Annotated in this window: 21 protein-coding genes; 13 read left to right on the forward strand and 8 right to left on the reverse strand. The window is 70.1% G+C overall.

Annotated features, from left to right (window positions below; all coding sequences use genetic code 11):
• Positions 1-129 precede the first annotated feature (129 nt).
• Positions 130-543, forward strand: a complete 414-nt coding sequence (locus tag OG303_RS10635; RefSeq protein ID WP_405867203.1) for an SsgA family sporulation/cell division regulator — start codon at positions 130-132, stop codon at positions 541-543.
• 81 nt (positions 544-624) lie between these two features.
• Here the strand turns inward: OG303_RS10635 and OG303_RS10640 are convergent, their stop codons facing one another.
• Both OG303_RS10640 and OG303_RS10645 read right to left on the reverse strand, forming a co-directional pair.
• Entirely contained in the window at positions 625-1,470 is an 846-nt protein-coding gene (locus OG303_RS10640) for an isocitrate lyase/phosphoenolpyruvate mutase family protein (protein WP_405867205.1), read from the reverse strand.
• Positions 1,471-1,560: 90 nt separating this feature from the next.
• The gene (locus OG303_RS10645; RefSeq protein ID WP_405867207.1) at positions 1,561-2,232 is read right to left on the reverse strand and encodes a GPP34 family phosphoprotein; all 672 of its coding nucleotides are present in this window, start codon (positions 2,230-2,232) and stop codon (positions 1,561-1,563) included.
• A 305-nt stretch (positions 2,233-2,537) separates the two neighbouring features.
• Between OG303_RS10645 and OG303_RS10650 the strand changes: the two genes are divergently transcribed.
• The 3 genes from OG303_RS10650 (at position 2,538) to OG303_RS10660 (ending at position 6,256) form a co-directional block, all read left to right on the forward strand.
• Positions 2,538-4,151: an ABC-F family ATP-binding cassette domain-containing protein gene (locus OG303_RS10650; RefSeq protein ID WP_405867209.1), complete on the forward strand. Its 1,614-nt coding sequence runs from the start codon at positions 2,538-2,540 to the stop codon at positions 4,149-4,151.
• A gap of 139 nt (positions 4,152-4,290) precedes the next feature.
• The gene (gene ddaH, locus OG303_RS10655) at positions 4,291-5,067 is read left to right on the forward strand and encodes a dimethylargininase (protein ID WP_405867211.1); all 777 of its coding nucleotides are present in this window, start codon (positions 4,291-4,293) and stop codon (positions 5,065-5,067) included.
• A 214-nt stretch (positions 5,068-5,281) separates the two neighbouring features.
• On the forward strand, positions 5,282-6,256 hold the full coding sequence (locus OG303_RS10660) for an acyl-ACP desaturase (protein ID WP_405867213.1): 975 nt from the start codon (positions 5,282-5,284) through the stop codon (positions 6,254-6,256).
• Positions 6,257-6,359: 103 nt separating this feature from the next.
• On the opposite strand, the gene OG303_RS10665 is transcribed toward OG303_RS10660, so the two are convergent.
• Positions 6,360-6,605, reverse strand: coding sequence for a WhiB family transcriptional regulator (locus tag OG303_RS10665; protein ID WP_405867215.1), 246 nt, complete (start codon positions 6,603-6,605; stop codon positions 6,360-6,362).
• Between the two features lie 269 nt (positions 6,606-6,874).
• Between OG303_RS10665 and OG303_RS10670 the strand changes: the two genes are divergently transcribed.
• On the forward strand, positions 6,875-7,660 hold the full coding sequence (locus tag OG303_RS10670; RefSeq protein WP_405867217.1) for a VOC family protein: 786 nt from the start codon (positions 6,875-6,877) through the stop codon (positions 7,658-7,660).
• 108 nt (positions 7,661-7,768) lie between these two features.
• Here the strand turns inward: OG303_RS10670 and OG303_RS10675 are convergent, their stop codons facing one another.
• Together OG303_RS10675 and OG303_RS10680 are read right to left on the reverse strand one after the other, a co-directional pair.
• The gene (locus OG303_RS10675) at positions 7,769-8,818 is read right to left on the reverse strand and encodes a LacI family DNA-binding transcriptional regulator (RefSeq protein WP_405867218.1); all 1,050 of its coding nucleotides are present in this window, start codon (positions 8,816-8,818) and stop codon (positions 7,769-7,771) included.
• Between the two features lie 111 nt (positions 8,819-8,929).
• Positions 8,930-9,901 carry a multicopper oxidase domain-containing protein gene (locus OG303_RS10680; protein WP_405867220.1) on the reverse strand — a complete coding sequence of 324 codons (972 nt, stop codon included), beginning with the start codon at positions 9,899-9,901 and terminating at the stop codon, positions 8,930-8,932.
• Between the two features lie 189 nt (positions 9,902-10,090).
• Between OG303_RS10680 and OG303_RS10685 the strand changes: the two genes are divergently transcribed.
• Positions 10,091-12,586, forward strand: a complete 2,496-nt coding sequence (locus OG303_RS10685; RefSeq protein ID WP_405867222.1) for a ThuA domain-containing protein — start codon at positions 10,091-10,093, stop codon at positions 12,584-12,586.
• The gene (locus tag OG303_RS10690; RefSeq protein ID WP_405867224.1) at positions 12,586-14,781 is read left to right on the forward strand and encodes an OmpL47-type beta-barrel domain-containing protein; all 2,196 of its coding nucleotides are present in this window, start codon (positions 12,586-12,588) and stop codon (positions 14,779-14,781) included. The genes OG303_RS10685 and OG303_RS10690 overlap by 1 nt, the downstream gene beginning before the upstream one ends.
• Here the strand turns inward: OG303_RS10690 and ligD are convergent.
• On the reverse strand, positions 14,768-15,820 hold the full coding sequence (gene ligD, locus OG303_RS10695; RefSeq protein ID WP_405867225.1) for a non-homologous end-joining DNA ligase: 1,053 nt from the start codon (positions 15,818-15,820) through the stop codon (positions 14,768-14,770). The genes OG303_RS10690 and ligD overlap by 14 nt on opposite strands.
• A 60-nt stretch (positions 15,821-15,880) precedes the next feature.
• On the reverse strand, positions 15,881-16,249 hold the full coding sequence (locus tag OG303_RS10700; RefSeq protein ID WP_405867227.1) for a VOC family protein: 369 nt from the start codon (positions 16,247-16,249) through the stop codon (positions 15,881-15,883).
• A 190-nt stretch (positions 16,250-16,439) separates the two neighbouring features.
• Between OG303_RS10700 and OG303_RS10705 the strand changes: the two genes are divergently transcribed.
• Positions 16,440-17,510 carry an ATP-dependent DNA ligase gene (locus tag OG303_RS10705; RefSeq protein ID WP_405867229.1) on the forward strand — a complete coding sequence of 357 codons (1,071 nt, stop codon included), beginning with the start codon at positions 16,440-16,442 and terminating at the stop codon, positions 17,508-17,510.
• 192 nt (positions 17,511-17,702) lie between these two features.
• Positions 17,703-18,683: a DUF3048 domain-containing protein gene (locus OG303_RS10710; protein WP_405877175.1), complete on the forward strand. Its 981-nt coding sequence runs from the start codon at positions 17,703-17,705 to the stop codon at positions 18,681-18,683.
• A gap of 14 nt (positions 18,684-18,697) precedes the next feature.
• On the opposite strand, the gene OG303_RS10715 is transcribed toward OG303_RS10710, so the two are convergent.
• Positions 18,698-19,162, reverse strand: a complete 465-nt coding sequence (locus OG303_RS10715) for a MarR family winged helix-turn-helix transcriptional regulator (protein ID WP_405867231.1) — start codon at positions 19,160-19,162, stop codon at positions 18,698-18,700.
• A gap of 210 nt (positions 19,163-19,372) precedes the next feature.
• On the opposite strand from OG303_RS10715, the gene OG303_RS10720 reads away from it, so the two are divergent.
• Genes OG303_RS10720 through pcaH form a run of 4 tightly spaced genes read left to right on the forward strand, consistent with a single transcriptional unit; the run spans position 19,373 to position 22,765 of the window.
• On the forward strand, positions 19,373-20,128 hold the full coding sequence (locus tag OG303_RS10720) for a CoA transferase subunit A (RefSeq protein WP_405867233.1): 756 nt from the start codon (positions 19,373-19,375) through the stop codon (positions 20,126-20,128).
• The gene (locus tag OG303_RS10725) at positions 20,128-20,772 is read left to right on the forward strand and encodes a CoA transferase subunit B (protein ID WP_405867235.1); all 645 of its coding nucleotides are present in this window, start codon (positions 20,128-20,130) and stop codon (positions 20,770-20,772) included. Before OG303_RS10720 ends, OG303_RS10725 begins: the two co-directional genes overlap by 1 nt.
• Positions 20,769-21,971 (forward strand): thiolase family protein, encoded by a 1,203-nt coding sequence (locus tag OG303_RS10730; protein WP_405867236.1) that lies wholly within the window; start codon positions 20,769-20,771, stop codon positions 21,969-21,971. Before OG303_RS10725 ends, OG303_RS10730 begins: the two co-directional genes overlap by 4 nt.
• A gap of 20 nt (positions 21,972-21,991) precedes the next feature.
• Positions 21,992-22,765, forward strand: coding sequence for a protocatechuate 3,4-dioxygenase subunit beta (pcaH, locus tag OG303_RS10735; protein WP_405867238.1), 774 nt, complete (start codon positions 21,992-21,994; stop codon positions 22,763-22,765).
• Positions 22,766-22,771: the final 6 nt, after the last annotated feature.

Below are 22,771 nucleotides of genomic sequence, written 5' to 3' on the forward strand. Positions count from 1 at the left end.
CCTGTGAATGAACGCGGTGACGGAGGTCACTCGAATTTCGGGTGCACGGATTGGCTGGTTCCGGCGTCTCTAGCAGTGCCCGGACCGATCCGCCCACAAGCCCGTCCAGCCGTCACAAGGGAGCAGGCGTTGTCCACCGTCATCGAGCAGCCCGTAGAGGCCCGCCTCGTCGCGGCCGCGCCGCGTATGCCGAGCATCCCGGCCAAGCTGCACTACGACCGCAGCGACCCGTTCGCGGTCCGCATGACCTTCCCGGCCCCGGCCACCCTGGAGGGCGTGGAGGTCTGCTGGACGTTCGCGCGCGAACTCCTCGCGGCCGGCCTGCACGGCTCCGAGGGCCACGGCGACGTGCGCGTGCGGCCGTACGGCTACGAGCGCACCGTCCTGGAGTTCCACGCCCCCGAGGGGACCGCGGTCGTGCACGTCCACTCGGACGAGATACGCCGGTTCCTCGACGCCACGAGTGCGCTGGTGCCGGTGGGGCTGGAGCATCTGCAACTGGATCTGGACCATGATCTGGCGGAGCTGATGCGGGACGCTTAGCGCCGTGCCGGCTGGGGCCGCTCCGGGTCGTCTGTCGACTGCGGGCGCGTCGTGGCTGGTCGCGCAGTTCCTCGCGCCCCTTCAGGGCGTTTGGCGCACCGCTCCCAGCAGCGCGTTGAGCTCGCCGTAGTCCAGCCCGCCCTCCAGCGCCTCGTACGTCCCCGTCTCCAGCAGCTCCCGTGCGGCGCGGCGGACCAGGGCGTGTGCGGCCTGGGCGACGCCCGAGCCGACGCTCACGCGCGCGACGCCGAGGGCGGCCAGTTCGGGGACCGGCGGAGCGCCGGGTCCGGCCATCACGTTCAGCGGACCGTCGATGCCGTCGGCGAGGACCTTGACCGTCTCCGGGTCGACGGCCCCGGGGACGAAGATCCCGTCGGCACCCGCGGCGAGGAACGCGGCGGCCCTTTCCAGGGTGAGGTCCACTCCCCCGGCGCCTCTGAGGAAGGTGTCGGTCCGGGCGTTGACGAACAGCGGCACCCCTGCCGCGTCGGCGGCCTCGCGGGCGGCGGCGATGCGCTCGACCTGCTCGCCGAGGGGGCGCAGCGGCCCCGCTTCGGCCTCGTACAGCGCGTCCTCGATGTTCACGCCGACCGCGCCCGCCGCGAGCACCGCGCGGATCGTGTCGGCGACGCCCGCCGCGTCCCGCGCGTAGCCGCTCTCGATGTCCGTGCTGACGGGCACGTCGACCGCGGCAGCGATGTCCGCGGCGGCGGCCAGCGCCCGGTCGCGGTCCAGCCGGTCGCCGTCCGCCGAGCCGAGGGCCCAGGAGAGCCCCGCGCTCGTGGTGGCGACCGCGGTGGCGCCCGCGTCCTCGATGATGCGGGCGCTCGCGGTGTCCCAGGCGTTCGGCAGGACCAGCGGCCTGCCCGGGACGTGCAGCGAGCGGAAGGCGAGAGCACGGTCGCGCAGCGGGTTCGGGGTCGTCATGCAGCCCACTCAACCAGCCGCGGCGGGTCGGGGCTGGCAGGAATCCGCCGTATACGTGACGCGCCCACAACGCCCCGGTCGCCGCTCGCCTCAGTCGCCGCCCGCCACGGCGACCGCCGTCAGCGATGCGATCAGCGCCGTGTGCACCTCGCCGACGACCTTCCGCAGCGCGGGCGCCGCCGCGCCGCTGCGCTCGGTCAGCGCCTCCACGCGCGCCTTGTGGAGTTTGCGGTCCTTGCCCGGCACCAGCGTGGGCAGCTCCGCGGCGGCGGCGAGGGCGACGACGGCCGCCTCCCGGTCGGAGACCTCCGAGACGGGCACGGGTCCCTCCAGGACCTGCCGTGCCTCGTCGCGCAGCGCGTCCACGACGGCAGCCTGCGCGAGCACGTGGTCCACGCTCGGGAAGAGGCCAAGAACCCGCTTCTTCTCCGCCCGCAGATACCCCTCGGCGGTCAGCTGCTCCCGTACGGCGTCGAAGGTCACGCGCGCGTGCAGCGTCACCCACGTCCGCCACCGGTGGGGCCGGGACTCGCGGACCAGTTCCAGCAGCCCGTCGAGGACGGCGTCACCGGTGAGGGAGTCCATGTCGACGGGGGTGGCGATGCCGTCGTCGTCGGTGAGCAGGCCGCGCTGGGCCAGTTCGGTGAGGGCGCCTGCCCGCACCAGGTGAGGGAGGCGGGCGGCGCCTGTGACCTCGGTCCTGTTCGTGTCCCAGGCCAGCAGGTAGAGCCGGGCGGGCAGTGAGAGCGAGCCGTTGGGCACGGGGCCTCCTTGGTGCGGTGAGGTCGGGGATCACGTTAATTCGTTGACAGCCCTCCGGCCTCCTCCTACGTTGTAAAGCGCTTCTGTTGCCGTCGATCGGAGAAGGACGTTGCTCGTCTGAGGTTCTGAGACACCGCGTCACACCCGCGAGGTGTGTGCGCAGCGTGCGACCTCGGCAGTCGAGCCGTCCTGATGACGGAGCGGGGCTTTTTTCATGCCCCAGGGCTCACCTCTCTCCCGCCGTTGGTCTCCGGTGTCTCGATACGCGTTTGCCCCTGACCGCACCGAGCAATCGCGAGGCCCGCATGTCTACATCCATCACTTGTACGTCCCTCTCCTTCACCTGGCCCGACGGCACCCCCGTCTTCGAGGACCTCGATGTCGCCTTCGGCACCGGCAGGACCGGGCTCGTCGGCGTCAACGGATCGGGGAAGTCGACCCTGTTGAAGCTGATCGCCGGTGAACTCGCCCCGGCCGACGGCACCGTCCGCGTCGCGGGCGAGGTCGGCTACCTCCCGCAGAACGTCACGCTCGACACACAGCTGCGCGTCGACCAGGCGCTCGGCATCTCGGCACAGCGGGCCGCGCTGCACGCCATCGAGGCGGGCGACGTGGCCGTGGAGCACTTCGAGACCGTCGGCGACGACTGGGACGTGGAGGAACGCGCCCTCGCCACCCTCGGCGAACTCGGGCTCGGCCACATCGAGTTGGACCGCACCATCGGCGAGGTGTCGGGCGGCGAGTCGGTACTGCTGCGGCTGGCCGCACTGCTGCTGCACCGCCCGGACGTCCTGCTCCTGGACGAGCCGACGAACAACCTCGACCTGTACGCACGCAGGCGGCTGTACGCGGCCGTCGACTCCTGGCCGGGCGTGATGGTCGTGGTCAGCCACGACCGTGAACTCCTGGACCTCGTCGACCAGATCGCCGACCTGCGCTCCGGGGAGGTCACCTGGTACGGCGGCAACTTCTCGGCGTACGAGGAGACCCTGGCCGGCGAACAGGAAGCGGCCGAGCGCATGGTGCGCGTCGCGGAGGCCGACTTCAAAAAGCAGAAGCGGGAACTGGCCGACGCGCAGGTCAAGTTGGCCCGGCGCAAGCGGTACGGGCAGAAGATGTTCGAGCAGAAACGCGAGCCGAAGATCGTCATGGGGGCGCGCAAGCGCTCGGCCCAGGAGTCCGCGGGCAAGCACCGCATCATGCACGAGGAGAAGCTCGGCGAGGCGAAGGAACGGCTCGACGAGGCGGTGGACGCCGTACGGGACGACGACGAGATCCGCGTCGACCTGCCGCACACGGCCGTACCGCCGGGCCGTACCGTCCTCACCACGCTGGACCTGGAACTCGCGTACGGCGCGCGCGTGGCCGGCGGGCTCGACCTGCGCGGCCCGGAGCGGGTCGCGCTGATCGGGCGCAACGGCGCGGGCAAGACGACGCTGCTGCGGACGATCGCCGGGGAGCTGGCGCCGGTGTCGGGCGAGGCACGCGCGCACGTGCCGCTGCGCTTCCTGCCGCAGCGGCTCGACGTGCTCGACGGCGAGCTGTCGGTCGCCGAGAACGTGGCCCGGTTCGCGCCGGGTGCCACCAACAACCGGGTCCGGGCGCGGCTGGCCCGCTTCCTGTTCCGGGGCGCCCGCGCCGACCAGAAGGCGGCGACGCTGTCCGGCGGCGAACGCTTCCGGGCGGCCCTGGCCGCACTGATGCTGGCCGAGCCCGCGCCGCAGCTGCTCATGCTCGACGAGCCGACCAACAACCTCGACATGGCGAGCGTGCGGCAGCTGACGACGGCCCTGGAGTCGTACGAAGGGGCGCTGATCGTGGCCAGCCACGACCTGCCGTTCCTGGAGTCGATCGGGATCACCCGGTGGCTGCTGCTGGACGGCGAACTGCAGGAGACCACCCCGGAGGCGATCGGGTAGCCGTCCGGTCACGCATCTCAGGAGGGGCACAGCCTGGCAATGAGGGTTTTGCCGTCGTGGATCGGCGCTGCATGATGGCGGACCGGGCGTCGCGTCATGGGCGCCCGGTCTGCCGTCCCGCCGATTCGGAGTCCCCCTCGTGCCCAGCAAGAAGGCCCTCGTCCGCCGCCCGAGCCCCCGCCTCGCCGAAGGGCTGGTCACGCACCTGGAGCGGGAGAAGGTCGACGTCGATCTCGCGGTGGAGCAGTGGGAGGCGTACACCGAGGCGCTGCGCGAGCACGGCTGGGAGACCCTCGAGGTGGACCCGGAGGACGACTGCCCCGACTCGGTGTTCGTCGAGGACACGGTCGTCATGTACAAGAACGTCGCGCTGATCACCCGGCCCGGCGCCGAGTCCCGGCGGGACGAGACGGCGGGGGTCGAGGAGGCCGTGGCGCGCCTCGGCTGCTCGGTGAACTGGATCTGGGAGCCGGGCACCCTGGACGGCGGCGACGTGCTGAAGATCGACGACACGATCTACGTCGGCCGGGGCGGCCGCACCAACGCGGCCGGCGTGCAGCAGCTGCGGGCCGCCTTCGAGCCGCTGGGGGCGCGGGTCGTCGCCGTACCCGTCAGCAAGGTGCTGCACCTGAAGTCGGCGGTCACGGCCCTGCCCGACGGGACGGTCCTCGGGCACATACCCAAGGTGGACCGGCCCTCGCTGTTCCCGCGCTTCCTGTCGGTGCCCGAGGAGGCCGGCTCCCACGTGGTGCTGCTCGGCGGCAGCAAGCTGCTGATGGCGGCGAGCGCGCCGAAGACGGCGGAGCTGCTCGGCGACCTCGGCCATGAGCCGGTCGTGGTGGACATCAGCGAGTTCGAGAAGCTCGAGGGTTGTGTGACATGCCTCTCGGTGCGACTCAGGGACCTGTACGCCTGACCGGTGAGTCGATCACCCTTTCAGCCCTGGGACCTGCGGCCCTCGGGCTCCCCGCATGTCCTTGGAAGTCCTAGCACATACGGCCTGATCAGGGATCTTTACGCGCTACTTAACCTACGGCAACGTAACCTACGGTTTCGTAGCCTACGCTTTCGTAAGTTCCGGCACCGCTCGCCGGTTTGTCCCACTTTGCCGTACGTCCCCTGGAGTTCCTATGACGATCACTTCCCCGCACATCAACAGCTCCGCCGTCTGGACCGACGCCCGTCTGCTGTACGCGCTGGAAGAAGTGGTCGAGACGGAACTCAACCGGCACCTGAAGGTCGCCAAGGACTGGATGCCGCACGAGTACGTCCCGTGGTCGGACGGCCGTAACTTCCCCGGCCTCTTCGAGGACGGCGAGGCCTGGGACAAGGAGCAGTCCAAGGTCACCGAGCTCGGCCGCATCGCGCTGGTCGTGAACCTCCTCACCGAGGACAACCTCCCGAGCTACCACCACGAGATCGCCTCGCTCTTCGGCCGCGACGGCGCGTGGGGCACCTGGGTGCACCGATGGACCGCGGAGGAGGGCCGGCACGGCATCGTGATGCGGGACTACCTGCTCGCCTCGCGCGCGGTGGACCCGGACAAGCTGGAGCAGTTCCGCATGGCCCACATGAGCGAGGGCTTCGAGTCGGACAACCGCCACTCGATGCTGCACTCGGTCGCGTACGTCGCCTTCCAGGAGCTGGCCACCCGCGTCTCGCACCGTAACACCGGCCACCAGTCGGGCGACCCGGTCTGCGACCGCATGCTGGCCCGCATCGCGACCGACGAGAACCTGCACATGGTCTTCTACCGCAACCTCCTCAAGGCGGCCTTCGAGCTCGCGCCCGACCTCACCATGCAGGCCGTACGCGACGTGATCGTCAACTTCCGGATGCCCGGCCACGGCATGCCCGGCTTCGAGCGGGCCGCCGCGCAGATGGCGATCGGCGAGGTCTACAACATGCGCATCCACCACGACGACGTGCTGCAGCCGGTCCTGCGCTTCCTGAAGGTCCTGGACATCGACGGCCTCGGCCCCGAGGGCAGCAAGGCACAGGAGGAGCTCGGCATGTACATGGGCGGCCTCGACGCGGAGGCCGCGAAGTTCGACGAGAAGCTGGCGGCCCGCAAGGCGCGGATGGCGGCGCGCGCCGCGGGCTGACGCCACACCTGACCGCGGACGCGGCCGGTACGAGCGATTCGTACCGGCCGCGTCTTTGCGCGCGTACGGAGGCGACGGTGCCCCCGCCGGGACGCGGCGCCCGTCAGTGCGTCGTCCGCCTGAGCTCCAGCCGTTCCTTCTCCGACAGGCCGCCCCAGACGCCGAAGCGTTCGTCGTTCTGCAGCGCGTAGTCGAGGCAGGCCGGGCGCATCTCGCACATGCCGCAGATGCGCTTCGCCTCACGCACCGAACTGCCCGGCTCGGGAAAGAAGAAGTCCGCCCCGGTCTGCGCGCACAGGGCCTGGGCCTGCCAGGCGAGGTCGGCCGGGGGGATCGTGTCGATGTGCATGGGCGAGATCGTGCCGCGCGGCGAAAAACGTTCGATCAACGCGGGATCAACGCGGCCCCGCAGGGCCTCCGGCCACCCGATGGTGGCGCCCCCGCACACCGCCGCGCACGGCGGCGCGCGGAGGGATGCGGAAACAATGAGAAGCCTGTCCGTGACCCACGGTGAGTGCCGCCCCCGCTTCGACAGCTCTCGCACTCCGGCAGCGATTGTCAGTGGGCGGTGCAAGACTCGGCAGTGCAGAGAACGGGACCCTTCCGAGGAGGGCGAAGATGCTCACCACCCGTTTCGTCAACGGCGCTCCCAACTGGATCGATGTCGGCACATCCGACATCGACGGCGCCATCTCCTTCTACGGCGGTCTCTTCGGCTGGACGTTCCAGTCGGCGGGCCCCGACGCCGGCGGTTACGGCTTCTTCCAACTGGACGGGAAGACCGTGGCGGGCGGGATGCGGACCACACCCGAGCAGGGCCCACCGTCCTGGACCGTGTACTTCCAGAGCGCGGACGCCGAAGCCACCGCCAAGGCGGCCGAACAGGCGCACGGCAGCGTGCTCATGCAGCCCATGGACGTGATGGGCGAGGGACACATGGCGATCCTCGCCGACAAGGCGAGCGTGCCGTTCGGCATCTGGCAGCCGGGCCGCACCAAGGGCGTCGACGTGGCGAACGAGGCGGGCGCCCTGTCCTGGGTCGAGCTGTACACCCTGGACATCGCCGCGGCCGCGTGGTTCTACCACGAGACGCTCGGCCTGGAGACCTCGGCGGTGCCCTTCCCGGGCGGCGCGTACACATGCATCAACCCGGCCGGCGCCGGCGAGGACGCCATGTTCGGCGGCATCGTCCCGCTGGCCGAGGACCCGATCGAGGACAGCCCGTACTGGCTGCCGTACTTCGAGGTCACCGACACGGACACCACGGTCGCCAAGGCACAGCAACTGGGCGCCGAGATCCGCGTTCCCGCCACCGACATCGAGGGCGTAGGCCGCTTCGCGAAACTCGCAGACCCATACGGGGCCAGGTTCGCGGTGATCAAGAGCACCCCGCAGCAAACGTAAGGGGGAGCGCCCCAAAGGGGCGCGAGGCTGTATCGCTGTGCGGCTCCGCCGCGTGGGCGCGACCGGCCCCCACCGGCCGGCAGACACATGACCGGCCGAGCGCAGCGCCTACGCCGAGGCGCGCCGCACCAGTGTCGTAGGCAGCACAACACTGGACGGCGCGCCTCCAACCCCCTGCTCGCCACCGCCGGCATGCGCACCGGCCCCGAGCCGCCGCAGCAACAGCCGAGCCATCAACCGCCCCATCTCCTCGATGTCCTGACGGACAGTCGTCAACGGCGGATCGGCCTGCTCGGCGACAGGCAGCATGTCGTCGAAGCCGATGACAGCGACGTCGTCGGGCACCCGGCGCCCCCGCTCACGCAGCACGCGCAACGCACCCGCCGCGGTGAGGTCGTTGGCGGCGAACACGGCGTCCAGGTCGGGCCGGCGGTCGAGGAGTTCCCGCATCGCCCGCTCGCCGCCGGCCGGGGTGAAGTCGCTCTCGACGATCAGCCGGGGGTCGGCATCGACCATGACGTCCCGGAAGCCGTCGAGCCGGTCCGCCGCGGACGTCTGGTCGAGGGGGCCGGTGATGTGCGCGATCCGGGTGCGGCCGAGGCCCGCGAGGTGGCGGACGGCCTCGCGGGCGCCGCCGCGGTTGTCACTGTCGACGTACACCACGCCGCTGCGGCCGTCGCTCCAGCCGGGCCGCCCGCCGAACACGGTCGGCACACCGGCGTGCTGGATCAGACCGGGCAGCGGGTCGTCGAGGTGCAGGGAGAAGACGAGCGCGCCGTCGACATGGCCTCCGGCGAGATAGCGGCCGACCCGGGCATGGTCGTCGCGGCCCTCGGTGAGCAGCAGCACGAGCTGGTTGTCGTGGGCGGCCAACTCCTTACTGATGCCCCGGAGTTGAAGGGCGAAGAAGGGGTCGGCGAAGACTCGGGTCTCCGGCTCGGCGATGACCACGGCGACGGCGTCGTGCCGCCTGGTCACCAGGCTGCGGGCGGCCTGGTTGGGCACGTACCCCAGTTCCTCCACCGCCCGCCGGACCCGCGCGACGAGGGCTTCCCTGACCCCGTCCCCGCCGTTCACCACACGTGAGACGGTGGCCCGGGACACACCCGCCAGGGCGGCCACGGCCTCCAGCGTGGGGCGCGGCGCTGTGTCGGTCACTTCGGGCTCCTCCTCGGCGGTTGCCGATCAGGATAGCCCCGGGTGGGCAGGGAGGTGAGAGCGCTCTCCACTCGGCGAAAACGCTCGACCACGTGCCCCGTCCACGGCCCGTCAGTGCTGGTGCGCGGCCCCCTGCGCGTGCTCGTGCGGCTCGTACCCCGGAATCGTGCCGTCCGGCTTCTTCACCAGGAACAGCCCGACCATCCCCATGTCGGAGTGACTCTGGACGTGGCAGTGGTACATCCACGCGCCCGCCCCGACGCCCTCGCCCGCGATCACCTGGAAGCCGAACGAGTCCGCCGGACCCACGATCTTGTTGTCGACGACCTGGCTGGGGTCGTCCGGGCCGGTCAGCATGCCCGTGCGGTTGTCGGCCCAGCGATGCCCGTGCATATGGAACGTGTGGTAGTACTCGCCGTGCGTGATCATCACGAACTCGACCCGGTCGCCCACCGTGGCCTCGAAGTCCGGCCCGGTGTGCGGCGGCCGGTTGTTGATCGTCATGTCGTTGAAGACGATCGCGTGCGTCCGGTCCGGCAGGACGTCCCCCTTGCGGCGGACGATCACGGCGCCGTAGAGGCCCTTGCGGATGCCGCCGGTGCCGTGTTCGGTGCCGATGACGTGGTCGTGGTAGTGCCAGTAGCCCGCGCTGCCCGCCCGCCAGGTGCCGTCCGACCGGCGGCCGGGGACGTGGGTGCGCCAGGTGTAGGTGCGGGTGCCGCCGGGTTCGACATCGCTCTTGTTCAACTTCGTTCCATCGCTGGAGACTTCGTAGTCCAGGCCGTGGACGTGCAGGCTGGCGGCCACGTCCATGGTGTTCTCGAACTCGATGTGCAGCGTGTCGCCCTCGTTGAGTTCGATGAGCGGCCCGGGGATCGTCGCCCTGCCCTTGTCGAGGCCGTAGCCCATCTGTCCGTCGGCGAGCTTCTCGGCGTACAGCTTGATGCGCTTGACCTCACCCCCGGCCGGTGCGGTCTTCGCCGGTCCGGTGGCGCTCACGGCCTCCGGCGACAGGGACAACGATGTCGCCACGGCCGCGCCGCCCAGCAGCACGCGCCGCCGGTTGAACCCGTGCCTGTCCATGCAGAACTCCCCACGTCGTTACGGGATTTGCGGAGACGTACCTGTGATGAACCTGTGAGACGGTACCGGTCGCCGAGCCGTTTATCCACACTCAGGACAAAGTTCGTTCCATCGCGGTCATAGGTATTGGCGAGTTACTCAAAGGGGTCTAGCTTCCTTGGCGTTGTTGCTGTGACCGAGGAGGTGCCCATGCACTTACGAGGGTTGAGCACAGGAAGCGCGAGAAACAGAAGAAGACGGGCCTGGGCGGCCACCGTGACGGCGGGGGTTCTCGGTGCCGGGTTGCTGTCGGGCCCTGTCGCGAACGCGCGCCCGGCCCCCGAGCCGTCTTCGACAACGATGTCTGTCAAGTCGCCACCGGGCGGCGCGAATGTACGGGTGCTGATCTTCTACGGTTCCGCGGCGGCCGGGGACGAGTCGCCGGTCGTGAACGCGGGTATCGAGGCGATCGAGAAGATCGGTCTGTCGGGGCCCGCGAACCAGCGGTTCAAGGTCGAGGCGACCGACGACGGCTCGGTCTTCACCAACGAGACCAGGCTGGGCCGTTACAACGCGATCGTGTTCCTGACCGGCGGTGGCGACATCCTCGAGCCGGAGCAGGAGGCGGGGCTCGAGGCGTACATGGAGGCGGGCGGCGGGTTCGTCGGCATCCATGACGCGGCGCGCGCGGAGCCGTACTCGGACTGGTTCACCGGTCTGGTCGGCGCACGGCCCGCCGCCTCCAGCCCAACGGCCGTGCAGCGCGCGGTGGTTGAGGTCGGTGATCGGCAGCATCCGGCAACCAAGGACCTGCCGCTGCAGTGGAAGCGCCCCGACCTGTGGCCGAACTGGGTGAGGAACCCGTCCGGCGACGTGCACACCGTCGCGCGGGTGCGCGAGTCGACGTACAAGCCGGGTACGAGCGCCAACGGCTGGGACCATCCGGTGAGTTGGTGCCGCGACTACGACGGCGGGCGTTCCTTCTACACGGGCATGGGCGGCACGGTCTCGTCGTACGACGAGACGGACTTCCGTGACCATCTGCGCGGTGCGCTGCTGTGGACGACCCGGTTGGTGCAGGCCGACTGCAAGGCCACGATCAACGCCAACTACAAGGCGGAGCGCCTGACCCAGCCCAACCAGGCCGGCCAGAACGACCAGATCGGCGAGCCGCACGGCCTGGTCACCGCGCCCGACGGACGCGTCCTCTACATCGGGCGCGGCGGCGCCGACTCCTCCCGGCCCGTGATCACCGACTGGGCCAACCCGGACGTCGGCAAGGGCAAGGGGCAGATCCACGTCTACGACCCGAAGACCAAGAAGGTCACCCTGGCAGGCGAGTTGACCGTCTTCGGCAACAAGGGCGGCGGCGACGAGCTGACCAAGGTGGAGGAGGGTCTGCTCGGTATCGAGCTCGACCCGGCCTTCGAGCAGAACGGCTGGGTGTATCTGCACTACACGCCCCACTCCCAGCTCAACCGCGACACGCAGATGGCCGAGCGGCGCGTCTCCCGCTTCACGCTCGACCTCGCGACGAACAAGCTGGACCTGAGCAGTGAGAAGGTGCTGCTCAAGTGGCCGGTGCAGGTGCACAGTTGCTGTCACGCGGGCGGCGGGATGACCTGGGACTCCAAGGGCAACCTGTACATCGCGACCGGCGACAACAACTCCAGCGGTTTCAGCGACGGTTACTCCGGCAACAACCCGCAGCCCACCTACAAGGGCGTGTCCTTCGCCGACGCACGCCGCACCGCCGGCAACACCCACAACCTCAACGGCAAGATCCTGCGCATCCACCCGGAGCTCGACGGGACGTACACGCTCCCGGACGGAAACCTCTTCACCGGCAGGGAGACCGACGAGGGCGGCGGCAAGACGCGCGGCGAGATCTACGCGATGGGGGTCAGGAACCCCGCCCGCATCTTCGTCGACAAGAAGACCGACGTCCTGTACGCGGGCTGGGTCGGCCCGGACGCGAGCGCGCCGTCGACGACCTGGGGGCCGGCCAAGTACGACACGTTCGCCGTCATCACCAAGGCGAGCAACCGGGGTTGGCCGTACTGCATGGGCAACAAGCAGCCCTACCGGGACCGCAACCTGCCGGACCCGACGAAGCCGCTGGGCTGGTACGACTGCGACCACCCGAAGAACGAGTCGCCGAACAACGACGGCCTCGTCAACCTCCCGCCGGTCACCGGCAACAACATCTGGTACTCGCCCCAGGGCGGCGCCCCGGACTACCCGCGCGACGCGAGCGGCATCCCCTCGTACAAGCAGGAGGAGGCCACCTATCTGCTGCCGTGGCTCAAGGGCGGCGGCCAGGCGGCGATGAACGGGCCGGTCTACCGCTACGACGCGGCGAACACCAGCGAGACCAAGTGGCCCTCGTACTGGGACGGCAAGTGGTTCGTCGGCGACTTCTACGACGCCGACCAGCCGCGCAACGCCGTACTCACCGACCCGAAGACACAAGGAGACGGCGGTCTGCCGGTGCACTCCGAGTCCCTGAAGAAGATCGTTCCGATCGGCAACGACGGCATCAAGAACCTCATGGACTGGAAGTTCGGCCCGGACGGGGCGTTGTACGTCCTCGACTACGGCCGCGGCTTCTTCACCTCGGACGCCAAGTCGGCGCTGTGGAGGGTCACTTACACGGGCGGCGGGCCGACGCCGGCCGTCGGCCAGTTGGCGAGGGGAGGGCAGTGATGCGGCAACGAAGACTCCTGACAGCCCTGTTGGCCACCGTACTGATGATGCTGGGGCTGCAGACGAACGCCGGCGCGCAGCCCGAACGGACGGCTGCCGCCGCCGCTCAGGTGCTCAACTGGACGGCGGGTGACGACATCACCAAGTACATGTCGGCGCCCGTGACGGCGGTGGCGGGCACGACGACGATCGTCTTCGAGAACAGCGCGGCGACGGGCAACACCACGGGAATGCCGCACACGTTGACGTTCGACACGTCGGATCCCGAGTACAACAACGACGTCCAGCTGAACATCCTCGCCAACCCGAACGACGACCAGGGCGGCCGCCACACCGCCGAGGTCACGCTCACTCCGGGCCGCTACTTCTACCACTGCACGATCCCCGGTCACGGGCAGATGCAGGGCATCCTGGTGGTGACCGAGGGCGGTGGCGAGGACACGACCGCGCCCGAGACGTCGGCGGCCGTGACCGGGACACAGAACTCGCAGGGCCAGTACGTCGGTTCGGCAAGCGTCGCGGTCGGCGCGACCGACACGGGCGGCTCCGGCGTCGACCGCGTCGAGTACGCGATGGGTGACGACGGCGCCTGGCAGCCGTACACCGCACCCGTCGTGGTCGATCAGGTCGGCAGTCACAAGGTCCGCTATCGGGCCACCGACAAGGCGGGCAACGTATCCGCCGAGAAGAGCGTCGAGTTCACGGTCGTGGCGCCTCCGTCGGACGACACGACCGCGCCGGACACCTCGGCGACGGTCAGCGGTGAGCGGAACGCCGACGGGGCCTATCTCGACATGGCCACGGTCACCGTCTCCGCCTCGGACACCGGGTCCGGGGTCAACACGATCGAGTACGCGGTCGACTCCGGTGCCTGGCAGCCCTACACCGCCCCCGTGATGGTGCATCAGCTCGGCAGTCACGCCGTGCGCTACCGGGCCACCGACAAGGCGGGCAACGTATCGGCGGAGAAGAGCGTGGAGTTCACGGTGGTCGCGCCGCCCGCGCAGGACACCACGCCGCCGGTGACGGGCGTGAGCGTCGACGGGACACGGAACTCCGACGGGGCGTACGTGGGCAACGCCAAGGTGACCGTGAGCGCCACGGACGACGGTGGTTCGGGTGTCGACCGGATCGAGTACTCCCTCGACGCCGGGCCCTACATCGCGTACACCGCCCCCGTGACCGTCGACCGCGCCGGTGCCCACACCGTGGCGTACCGGGCGAGCGACAAGGCCGGCAACACGTCCGCGTCGCGCACCGTCAGCTTCACGGTCGTGCCCGGTGGCGGGGTGCCCGCGCCCAACTGCCCCGAATACGACGAGCGGTTGACGGTCATCGTCGGCGCGGTCGACTCGGGTGTGCCGAACCGGGTCACCAACAACCGGTGCCGGATCAACGAGTTGATCGAGGACGAGAAGGAGTGGACGTCCCACGCGCTGTTCCTCAAGCACGTGAAGACGGTCCTGGAGAAGCTCTTCAAGGAGAACGTCGTCGATCAGCGGGAATCCAACGCCATTCAGAAGGCGGCCCGCCAGTCCGGGATCGGCAAGCCCGGTCAGACCGACGGCTACCGCGGGATCTTCGACGGGACCGCGGACTCCTTCGCCAAGTGGCAGCACGTGGGCGGCGGTTCGTTCGGCCTCAACGCCGACGGCTCGATGACCAGCGGCACCACGAAGGACGGCCTGGGCATGCTGTGGTTCCCGCAGCGCAAGTACGGGGACTTCTCGCTCCGCCTCCAGTGGCGTGACGACGCTCCCGGCACCGGCAACGCCAACTCGGGCGTGTTCGTGCGCTTCCCCTGGGTCCACGACCACCCGGAGGAGTCACGGCCGGAGTGGGTCGCCATCAAGTACGGGCACGAGGTGCAGGTGCTCGACCGGCCCGACGGCGACATGTACAAGACGGGCTCGATCTACGGCTTCGACCGGGTGGGGCTCGCCGGCGCCGGCGTCACCCAGAAGGGCACCTGGAACGACTACGAGATCCGCGTGGTCGACCAGCACTACTCGGTGTACCGCAACGGCGTGCTGATCAACGAGTTCGACAACATCGGCGGCCAGGAGTTCTCCCCGCCGCGCTCGGACGACCCGGGCACGGACGGGCGGCGGTTCTCCTCCGGCTACATCGGGCTGCAGGTGCACAGCACGACGGACGTGGTCTCCTACCGGGACATCAGGATCAAGGAGTTGTAGCGTCCCCGGGAGGCGCCTTGGCCGGGGGCGCCTCCTTCTTCGCCCTGCTCGGCTGCACCCGCTTCGGCTCGCCCGGCATCTTCGGGTACTCCGGCGGGTACGGCAGGTCGCCCAGCCCGTGGTCGTGCTCGTCACGACGGGCCAGTTCGAGCAGGGCCTCCAGCGAGAAGCGATGGTCGTCCATGTCCGCGTGCACGTCGCCGAGTTCGGCGAAGCGCGCGGGCATGGTCGCGATGTCGAAGTCCTGGGGGTGGGCGACCCCGACCTCGTCCCAGCGCAGGGGCGCCGAGACAGGGGCGTGCGGGCGCGGTCGCACGGAGTAGGCGGAGGCGATGGTGCGGTCCCGGGCCGTCTGGTTGTAGTCGACGAAGATGCGTTCGCCCCGCTCCTCCTTCCACCACTTGATGGTCACCTGCTCGGGCATCCGCCGTTCCAGCTCGCGGCCCACCGCGATGGCCGCACGCCGTACTTGGGTGAAGGTCCACTGCGGCTCGATCGGCACGAAGACGTGCAGGCCGCGGCCGCCGGACGTCTTGGGGAAGCCGCGCAGGCCGCCGAACTCGTCGAGGACGGCGCGCAGTTCGTGGGCGGCGCGGACCGCGTCGTCGAAGTCGGTGCCGGGCTGCGGGTCGAGGTCGATGCGCAGTTCGTCGGGGCGGTCGACGTCGTCGCGGCGCACCGGCCAGGGGTGGAAGGTGAGGGTGCCGTACTGCGCGGCCCACAGCACGGCGGCCTGCTCGGTGGGGCACATCTCGTCGGCGCTGCGTCCGCTGGGGAAGGTGATGTGAGCGGTCGGGATCCAGTCGGGCATGTTCTTGGGCGCCCGTTTCTGGAAGAAGTTCTCGCCGGTCACCCCGTCCGGATAGCGCTCCAGGGTGGTGGGCCGGTCGCGCAGGGCGCGCAGGATGCCGGGGCCGACCGCGACGTAGTACCGGGCGAGGTCCAGCTTGGTGAAACCGCGCTCGGGGAAGAACATCTTGCTCGGGCTGGACAGCCGGACGGTGCGGCCGCCCGCTTCCAGTTCCACCGCTTCGCCCATGCGGCCACGGTAGGCACACCTCGTAAACCTCGCATACCGGGCGATGGTGTCCGCCCGCCGTCACCGTCCCGCGGGCCGCTGGTGCAGCCCGAAGGCCGAGCCCTGGTCGTCGCGGCACAGCTTGAAGCGACCGAACCGGGCGACCGACCCCTCGTCCTCGTCGCCCTCCTCGCCGAGTTCTTCGACGGTGCCGCCCAACTCCCGCACCCTGGCGACCGCGGCGTCCAGGTCGTCGACGCGGAAGAAGAGGTAGGGCGACGCCCCCGCGTCACCGCCGTGCATGCCACCCGGCAGGCCCTCGGTGGTGAGGGCGAAGCCGCGGCCCGTGGGGCCGGGTTCGAAGTCCCAGCCGAACAGGGCTCCGTAGAAGGCGCGACCGCGCTCGGGGTCGGCCACACCGAGTTCGAAGAAGGACGGTTCGCCCGCCATCTCACGCCTCCTGCCCGTGCCGAACGTACGGCTGACTCCGTCGTCCGAGTCCGTCGTCCGACTCCATCGTCCTCCTGGACGGGCGATGGAGCAGCCGAGTCGCGCGTACGGCAGCCACGCGCCCCTGACCTGGACTTTGTGGGCGCGAGCTCAACAGGCGCAGGCCACGTTCGGCTCCTACAGTCGGAGGATGGACCTGCCGGTGATGCCGCCCGTGAAACCGATGCTCGCCAAGTCGGTGGCGAGGATTCCGCCGGGCATGCAGTACGAGGCGAAGTGGGACGGGTTCCGGGCGATCGTGTTCCGCGACGGCGACGAGGTCGAGCTCGGCAGCCGTACCGGCAAGCCGCTCACCAGGTACTTTCCCGAGCTGGTGACGGCGGTGCGGGAACGGGTGCCCGAGCGCTGCGTCCTGGACGGCGAGATCGTGATCGCGCGCGAGGGGCAGCTCGACTTCGACGCGCTCACCGAGCGCATCCACCCGGCGGACTCCCGGGTGCGGATGCTCGCCGAGAGGACCCCGGCGTCGTTCGTTGCCTTCGACCTGCTCGCGCTCGCCGACGAGTCCCTGCTGGACATGGAGCTGACCGACCGGCGGGCGCTGCTGGCCAGGGCGCTGGCCGAGGTCACCGCGCCGGTCCACCTCGCGCCGTCGACGACCGACATCGACGTGGCCCAGGGCTGGTTCGAGCAGTACGAGGGAGCGGGCCTGGACGGCGTCATCGCCAAGCCGCTCACCCTGCGCTACCTCCAGAACGAGCGCGCCATGTTCAAGATCAAGCACGAGCGCACGGCGGACGTCGTCGTCGCCGGCTACCGCCTCCACAAGAGCGGCCCGATCGTCGGCTCGCTGCTGCTCGGCCTGTACGACGACCGGGGCACCCTGCAGCACGTGGGCGTGTCGGCCGCGTTCCCGATGAAGCGGCGCGCGGAGCTGGTGGAGGAGCTGGAACCGCTGCGCATGGAGGACGTCTCGGGTCATCCGTGGGCGGCCTGGTCCGAGGAGGCGGCGCATGAAACGGCGCGACTGCCCGGCGCCCCCAGCCGCTGGTCGGGCAAGAAGGACCTGTCCTGGGTCCCGCTCCGACCGCAGAGAGTGGCCGAGGTGGCGTACGACCACATGGAGAACGGGGCGCGTTTCCGGCACACGGCCCGCTTCCGCCGCTGGCGCCCGGACCGGACCCCGGAAAGCTGCACCTACGCACAGCTGGAGGAGCCGGTGCGCTACGACCTGGGCGAGATCCTCCACTCCCCCGCGTGACTCAGGGCGTCATCAGCACAGATGCAGGTCGGGTCGAACGGCAGGGTCCGGGTACCCGGGCGCCCCAGCGCCGATTCGTGATCAAGGCCGATCGGCGTATTCAACGCGCGCAATCAGAACCGAGCGGGTATGGCCATCAATGAACTTATAAGCGCACAATCATTGACACGGGATGTGATGGCCACGGTGAGTATGGGACGGAAGGCGCGCCCACGACGCGCCTCGACGACAGTGGCGCTGCTGGCCGCCACGATGACGGCCGCACTGGCCGCGGGCTGCACGGGCCAGAGCGGCCCGGCGGACGACGGACGCGGGCAGCTGAAGACACCGGCCCCGCAGCAGCAGCCCGCCGTCGGCAAGGGCCCCGTACTCGCCGTGAAGATCGACAACGCGCCCGCGGCCCGGCCGCAGACGGGGCTCGACTCGGCGGACGTCGTGTACGCGGAACAGGTCGAGGGCGGGCTGAGCCGACTGATGGCGGTGTACGCGAGCACGCTGCCGAAGGCCGTCGGGCCGGTGCGCAGCGCGCGCGAGTCGGATCTCGAGCTGCTGCGCCAGTTCCACGATCCGACGCTCGCCTTCTCCGGGGCGCAGGGCAAGTTGCTGCCGCTCATCGACGACGCGCCGCTGCGCGCGGAGCCGCCCGGAAAGGCGACCGACGCCTACTTCCGCGGCACCGCCAAACCCGCACCCCACAACCTCTACCTTCGCCCCGCCCGCCTGATGCCGTCGGCCCCGGGCGCGGACGCGCTGACGAACGGTTTCCGCTTCGGCGCCGCACCCGCCGGCGGCAGGGCGGAGACCACGCGCACCATCCGCTACCCGGCCGCCGGCTTCACCTTCACCTGGTCCGCGAGCCTCCACCGCTACCTGGTCGCGATGGACGGAACGCCCACCGTGACGACCGAGGGGAAGCGGGTGACACCGGCGACGGTCGTCGTGCAGTACGTGAAGGTGCGCAAGTCCGCCTTCCACGACTTCCTCGGCAACAACACGCCGTACACCGAGACGGTGGGCTCCGGGACGGCGAGGGTCCTGCGCGACGGAAAGGTCTACGACGTCAACTGGAAGCGCGGGAAAGCCACGGACGGCACCGAGTTCACGACGAAGGACGGCAAGCCGGTCAACTTCGCGAAGGGCCAGGTGTGGGTGGTGCTGGCGAAGGCACCGTGATCAGCTCGGAGCGCTCACCCCTGCGCCACGAGGGGTTCCGCCGGGTTGCGGAGCCCCTCGGCGGCGTCGGCGACCCGCCGGATGAGATCGAAGAACACCGTCTGCTCCTCGGCGGACAGCGGCGCCAGGAACACCTGGTTCATCCGGGCCGTGCGCACGGTCAGCTTGCGGTGGGTCCGCACGCCCTCGTCGGTGAGGCGCAGCAGGAAACGGCGGCCGTCCTGCGGGTCGCGCACCTTGTCGAGCAGCCCGCGGCGGCCGAGCCGGCTGATCACCTCGGCGATGGTGGACCGGTCGAGCCCCACCCGCTCCCCCACCGTGCGCTGGTCCAGGCCGGGCTCGGCGACGAGCGCGTTGAGGACCGCGAACTGCGGCGAGGTGATCTCCTCCGAGACCATCGCGTTCCACAGCAGGTAGTGGGCCTGCTGCAGCCGCCGGGCCAGGTGCCCGGGGTGGGTGGTGAGGTCCACCGCGGCCATGTGCGCTCCCGAGGTCGAATTCGTTGGTGCACTGAACGATACCCGGCGGCCCGTCGACTGTCTGTACAGCTGCACACACCTTTGACCTTGTACTTCTCCGGGGTCTTGACGCTGCGCCGCGACAGTGACAGCGTGAAGGAAACTTCACCGAAATACTCAGTGCCCTGATTAAATCGTGACCGGGCGCTCGGACGGGATGGGGCTTCGCGGATGGACAAGGTGGTCGCCACAGCCGCTGAGGCGGTGGCCGATGTGCCGGACGGCGCGTCGCTGGCGGTGGGCGGTTTCGGGCTGAGCGGTGTGCCGAACGTGCTGATCGGGGCGCTGTACGAGCGTGGTGTCGGCGGGCTGTCGGTCGTCTCCAACAACTGCGGGGCGATGGAGACCGGTCTCGCGGTGCTGCTGGCGGCCGGGCGGATCGCCCGGGTGACCGGCTCCTACATCGGCGCGAACAAGGAGTTCGCCCGGCAGTACCTGGCCGGGGAGCTGGAGGTGGAGCTGATCCCGCAGGGCACTCTGGCGGAGCGGCTGCGGGCCGGCGGGGCCGGTATCCCCGCCTTCTTCACCCCCGCCGGGGTGGGCACGCAGGTCGCCGACGGCGGACTGCCCTGGCGCTACGACGGGGACGGCGGCGTCGCCCTGGCCTCACCGCCCAAGGAGGTCCGCGAGTTCGACGGCACCGAGTACGTGCTGGAGCGCGGCATCCGCACCGACTTCGCCCTGGTCCGGGCCGCCAAGGGCGACCGGCACGGGAACCTGGTGTTCAACAAGTCCACCCGCAACTTCAACCCCCTCGCCGCGATGGCCGGGCGGATCACGATCGCCGAGGTCGAGGAACTCGTCGAGCCCGGCGAGATCGACCCGGACGCCGTGCACCTGCCCGGCATCTTCGTGCAGCGGGTGGTGGCACTGAGCCCGGAGCAGGCGACGGACAAGAAGATCGAGCAGCGGACGGTGAGCAGCTGATGGCCTGGACACGCGAGCAGATGGCCGCCCGGGCGGCGCGCGAGCTTGAGGACGGGCAGTACGTCAACCTCGGCATCGGCCTGCCCACCCTGATCCCCAACTACCTTCCGCCGGGCGTCGAGGTGATCCTGGAATCCGAGAACGGGATCCTGGGCACCGGGCCCTATCCGACCGAGGACGAGGTCGACCCCGACCTGATCAACGCCGGGAAGGAGACCGTCACGGTCCTGCCCGGCGCCTCCTTCTTCGACTCGGCGCTGTCGTTCTCGATGATCCGCGGCGGGCACATCGACGTCGCGGTGCTCGGCGCCATGCAGGTGTCCGCCGGCGGAGACCTGGCGAACTGGGCCGTCCCCGGCAAGCTGATCACCGGGATCGGCGGGGCGATGGACCTGGTCCACGGTGCCCGCACGGTCATCGTGGTGATGACCCACACCGCCAAGGACGGCAGCCCGAAGATCCTCGAGGAGTGCGTGCTGCCGCTGACCGGCAAGGCGTGCGTGAACCGGATCATCACCGACCTGGGCGTCCTGGACGTCACCGACAACGGGCTCGTCCTGGTGGAGACCGCGCCCGGGGTGAGCGTCGAAGACGTCGTCACCAGGACCGACACCGCCATGACCATCGGGGAGAACGTGCTGTGAACACCGTGTACATCGTCGACGCGGTGCGCACCCCGGTCGGCCGCTACAACGGCGGCCTCGCATCGGTGCGCCCCGACGACCTGGCCGCCCACGCCCTCCGTGAACTCCTCGCCCGCACCCCGGAGTTGGACCCGTCGCGGATCGAGGACGTGTACTTCGGCAACGCGAACGGGGCCGGCGAGGAGAACCGCAATGTCGGCCGGATGGCCGCCCTGCTGGCCGGCCTGCCCACATCCGTGCCCGGGGTGACGGTCAACCGGCTGTGCGCCTCCGGCCTCGAAGCGGTCATCCAGGCCGCCCGCGCCATCGCCGTCGGCGACGCCTCCATCGCCGTAGCCGGTGGAGTGGAGTCGATGACCCGGGCGCCGTACGTGCTGCCCAAGAACGACCGGCCCTTCCCGGCCGCGCACACCGAGCTGTACTCGACCACCCTGGGCTGGCGCATGGTCAACCCGAAGATGGACCCGCAGTGGACGATCCCGCTGGGCGAGTCGGCCGAACTCATCGCCGACAAGCACAAGATCAGCCGCGAGCAGCAGGACGAGTTCGCGCTGAACAGTCACCAGAAGGCGGCGGCCGCACAGCAACAGGGCTTGTTCGATGCCGAGTTGGCGCCGGTGTCCATTCCGCAGCGCAAGGGCGACCCGGTCGTCTTCGCCGCCGACGAGTCCGTACGGGCGGATGCCTCCCTGGCGGCGATGGCCAGGCTCAAGCCATCCTTCCGCACCGAGAACGGCACGGTGACGGCCGGGAACGCCTCGCCGCTGAACGACGGCGCCGCCGCCCTGCTCCTGGTCGACGAGGAGGGCCTGGCCGCCACCGGGCGCGAACCCCTCGCCCGTGTCTCGGCGACCGGCGTCTCCGCGATCGACCCGCAGTACTTCGGGCTGGCCCCGGTGGAGGCCGTCAACCGCGCACTCGCCAAGGCGGGCAAGGGTTTTGACGACCTGTCAGTGCTGGAACTGAACGAGGCGTTCGCCGCCCAGGTGCTCGGATGCGTCGCCGAATGGCCCGAGTTCGATCCCGCCGTCCTCAACCCGCAGGGCGGCGCCATCGCCCTGGGGCACCCGCTCGGCGCGTCCGGTGCCCGCCTCGCCGGCACCGTCGCCCACCAACTCGCCGCCAAGGGCTCCGGCATCGGCGTCGCCACCCTCTGCATCGGCGTCGGCCAGGGCCTCGCCCTCGTCCTCGAACGTTAAGGAACCCCCGAGGAACCCCCATGACTCTCACGCAGCACGACATCGACCAGGAGATCGCGGCCGAGCACGCCGCGTACGAGAAGCGGATCGCCGACGGCGCGCCCGTCGAGCACCAGCCGCGCCGCGACTACGCGCCGTACCGCTCCTCCGTCCTGCGCCACCCCAAGCAGCCGCCGGTCGCCATCGACGTCAGCAAGGACCCGGAGCTGGTGGAGCTGTCCTCCCCCGCCTTCGGCGAGCGGGACATCACCGAGATCGACAACGACCTCACCCGGCAGCACACCGGCGAGCCGATCGGTGAGCGCATCACCGTCTCCGGCCGGCTCCTCGACCGGGGCGGCCGCCCGATCCGCGGCCAGTTGGTCGAGATCTGGCAGGCGAACTCGGCGGGCCGCTACGCGCACCAGCGTGAGCAGCACGACGCCCCGCTGGACCCGAACTTCACGGGCGTCGGCCGCACGCTGACCGACGACGACGGGCACTACCACTTCACCACCGTGCAGCCGGGCCCCTACCCGTGGCGTCAGCACCTCAACGCCTGGCGGCCGGCCCACATCCACTTCTCGCTCTTCGGGTCGGCGTTCACGCAGCGGCTCGTGACGCAGATGTACTTCCCGAGCGACCCGTTGTTCCCGTACGACCCGATCATCCAGTCGGTGACGGACGACGCGGCCCGGCAGCGGCTGGTCGCGACGTACGACCACGGTCTGTCTGTTCCGGAGTTCTCGATGGGCTACCACTGGGACATCGTGCTCGACGGGCCGACGGCCACCTGGATCGAAGAAGGGCGCTGACCTGCC

It is taken from the genome of Streptomyces sp. NBC_00005 (assembly GCF_045160215.1).
Taxonomy (GTDB): domain Bacteria; phylum Actinomycetota; class Actinomycetes; order Streptomycetales; family Streptomycetaceae; genus Streptomyces.

What these genes read in the sequence shown, in the direction of transcription:
- OG303_RS10640 (WP_405867205.1), bottom strand. Translation starts at nt 1,470, where the DNA reads ATGACGACCCCGAACCCGCTGCGCGACCGTGCTCTCGCCTTCCGCTCG.
- OG303_RS10650 (WP_405867209.1), top strand. Translation starts at nt 2,538, where the DNA reads ATGTCTACATCCATCACTTGTACGTCCCTCTCCTTCACCTGGCCCGAC.
- OG303_RS10660 (WP_405867213.1), top strand. Translation starts at nt 5,282, where the DNA reads ATGACGATCACTTCCCCGCACATCAACAGCTCCGCCGTCTGGACCGAC.
- OG303_RS10665 (WP_405867215.1), bottom strand. Translation starts at nt 6,605, where the DNA reads ATGCACATCGACACGATCCCCCCGGCCGACCTCGCCTGGCAGGCCCAG.
- OG303_RS10670 (WP_405867217.1), top strand. Translation starts at nt 6,875, where the DNA reads ATGCTCACCACCCGTTTCGTCAACGGCGCTCCCAACTGGATCGATGTC.
- OG303_RS10680 (WP_405867220.1), bottom strand. Translation starts at nt 9,901, where the DNA reads ATGGACAGGCACGGGTTCAACCGGCGGCGCGTGCTGCTGGGCGGCGCG.
- OG303_RS10685 (WP_405867222.1), top strand. Translation starts at nt 10,091, where the DNA reads ATGCACTTACGAGGGTTGAGCACAGGAAGCGCGAGAAACAGAAGAAGA.
- OG303_RS10690 (WP_405867224.1), top strand. Translation starts at nt 12,586, where the DNA reads ATGCGGCAACGAAGACTCCTGACAGCCCTGTTGGCCACCGTACTGATG.
- ligD (WP_405867225.1), bottom strand. Translation starts at nt 15,820, where the DNA reads ATGGGCGAAGCGGTGGAACTGGAAGCGGGCGGCCGCACCGTCCGGCTG.
- OG303_RS10700 (WP_405867227.1), bottom strand. Translation starts at nt 16,249, where the DNA reads ATGGCGGGCGAACCGTCCTTCTTCGAACTCGGTGTGGCCGACCCCGAG.
- OG303_RS10705 (WP_405867229.1), top strand. Translation starts at nt 16,440, where the DNA reads ATGGACCTGCCGGTGATGCCGCCCGTGAAACCGATGCTCGCCAAGTCG.
- OG303_RS10710 (WP_405877175.1), top strand. Translation starts at nt 17,703, where the DNA reads ATGGGACGGAAGGCGCGCCCACGACGCGCCTCGACGACAGTGGCGCTG.
- OG303_RS10715 (WP_405867231.1), bottom strand. Translation starts at nt 19,162, where the DNA reads ATGGCCGCGGTGGACCTCACCACCCACCCCGGGCACCTGGCCCGGCGG.
- OG303_RS10720 (WP_405867233.1), top strand. Translation starts at nt 19,373, where the DNA reads ATGGACAAGGTGGTCGCCACAGCCGCTGAGGCGGTGGCCGATGTGCCG.
- OG303_RS10725 (WP_405867235.1), top strand. Translation starts at nt 20,128, where the DNA reads ATGGCCTGGACACGCGAGCAGATGGCCGCCCGGGCGGCGCGCGAGCTT.
- pcaH (WP_405867238.1), top strand. Translation starts at nt 21,992, where the DNA reads ATGACTCTCACGCAGCACGACATCGACCAGGAGATCGCGGCCGAGCAC.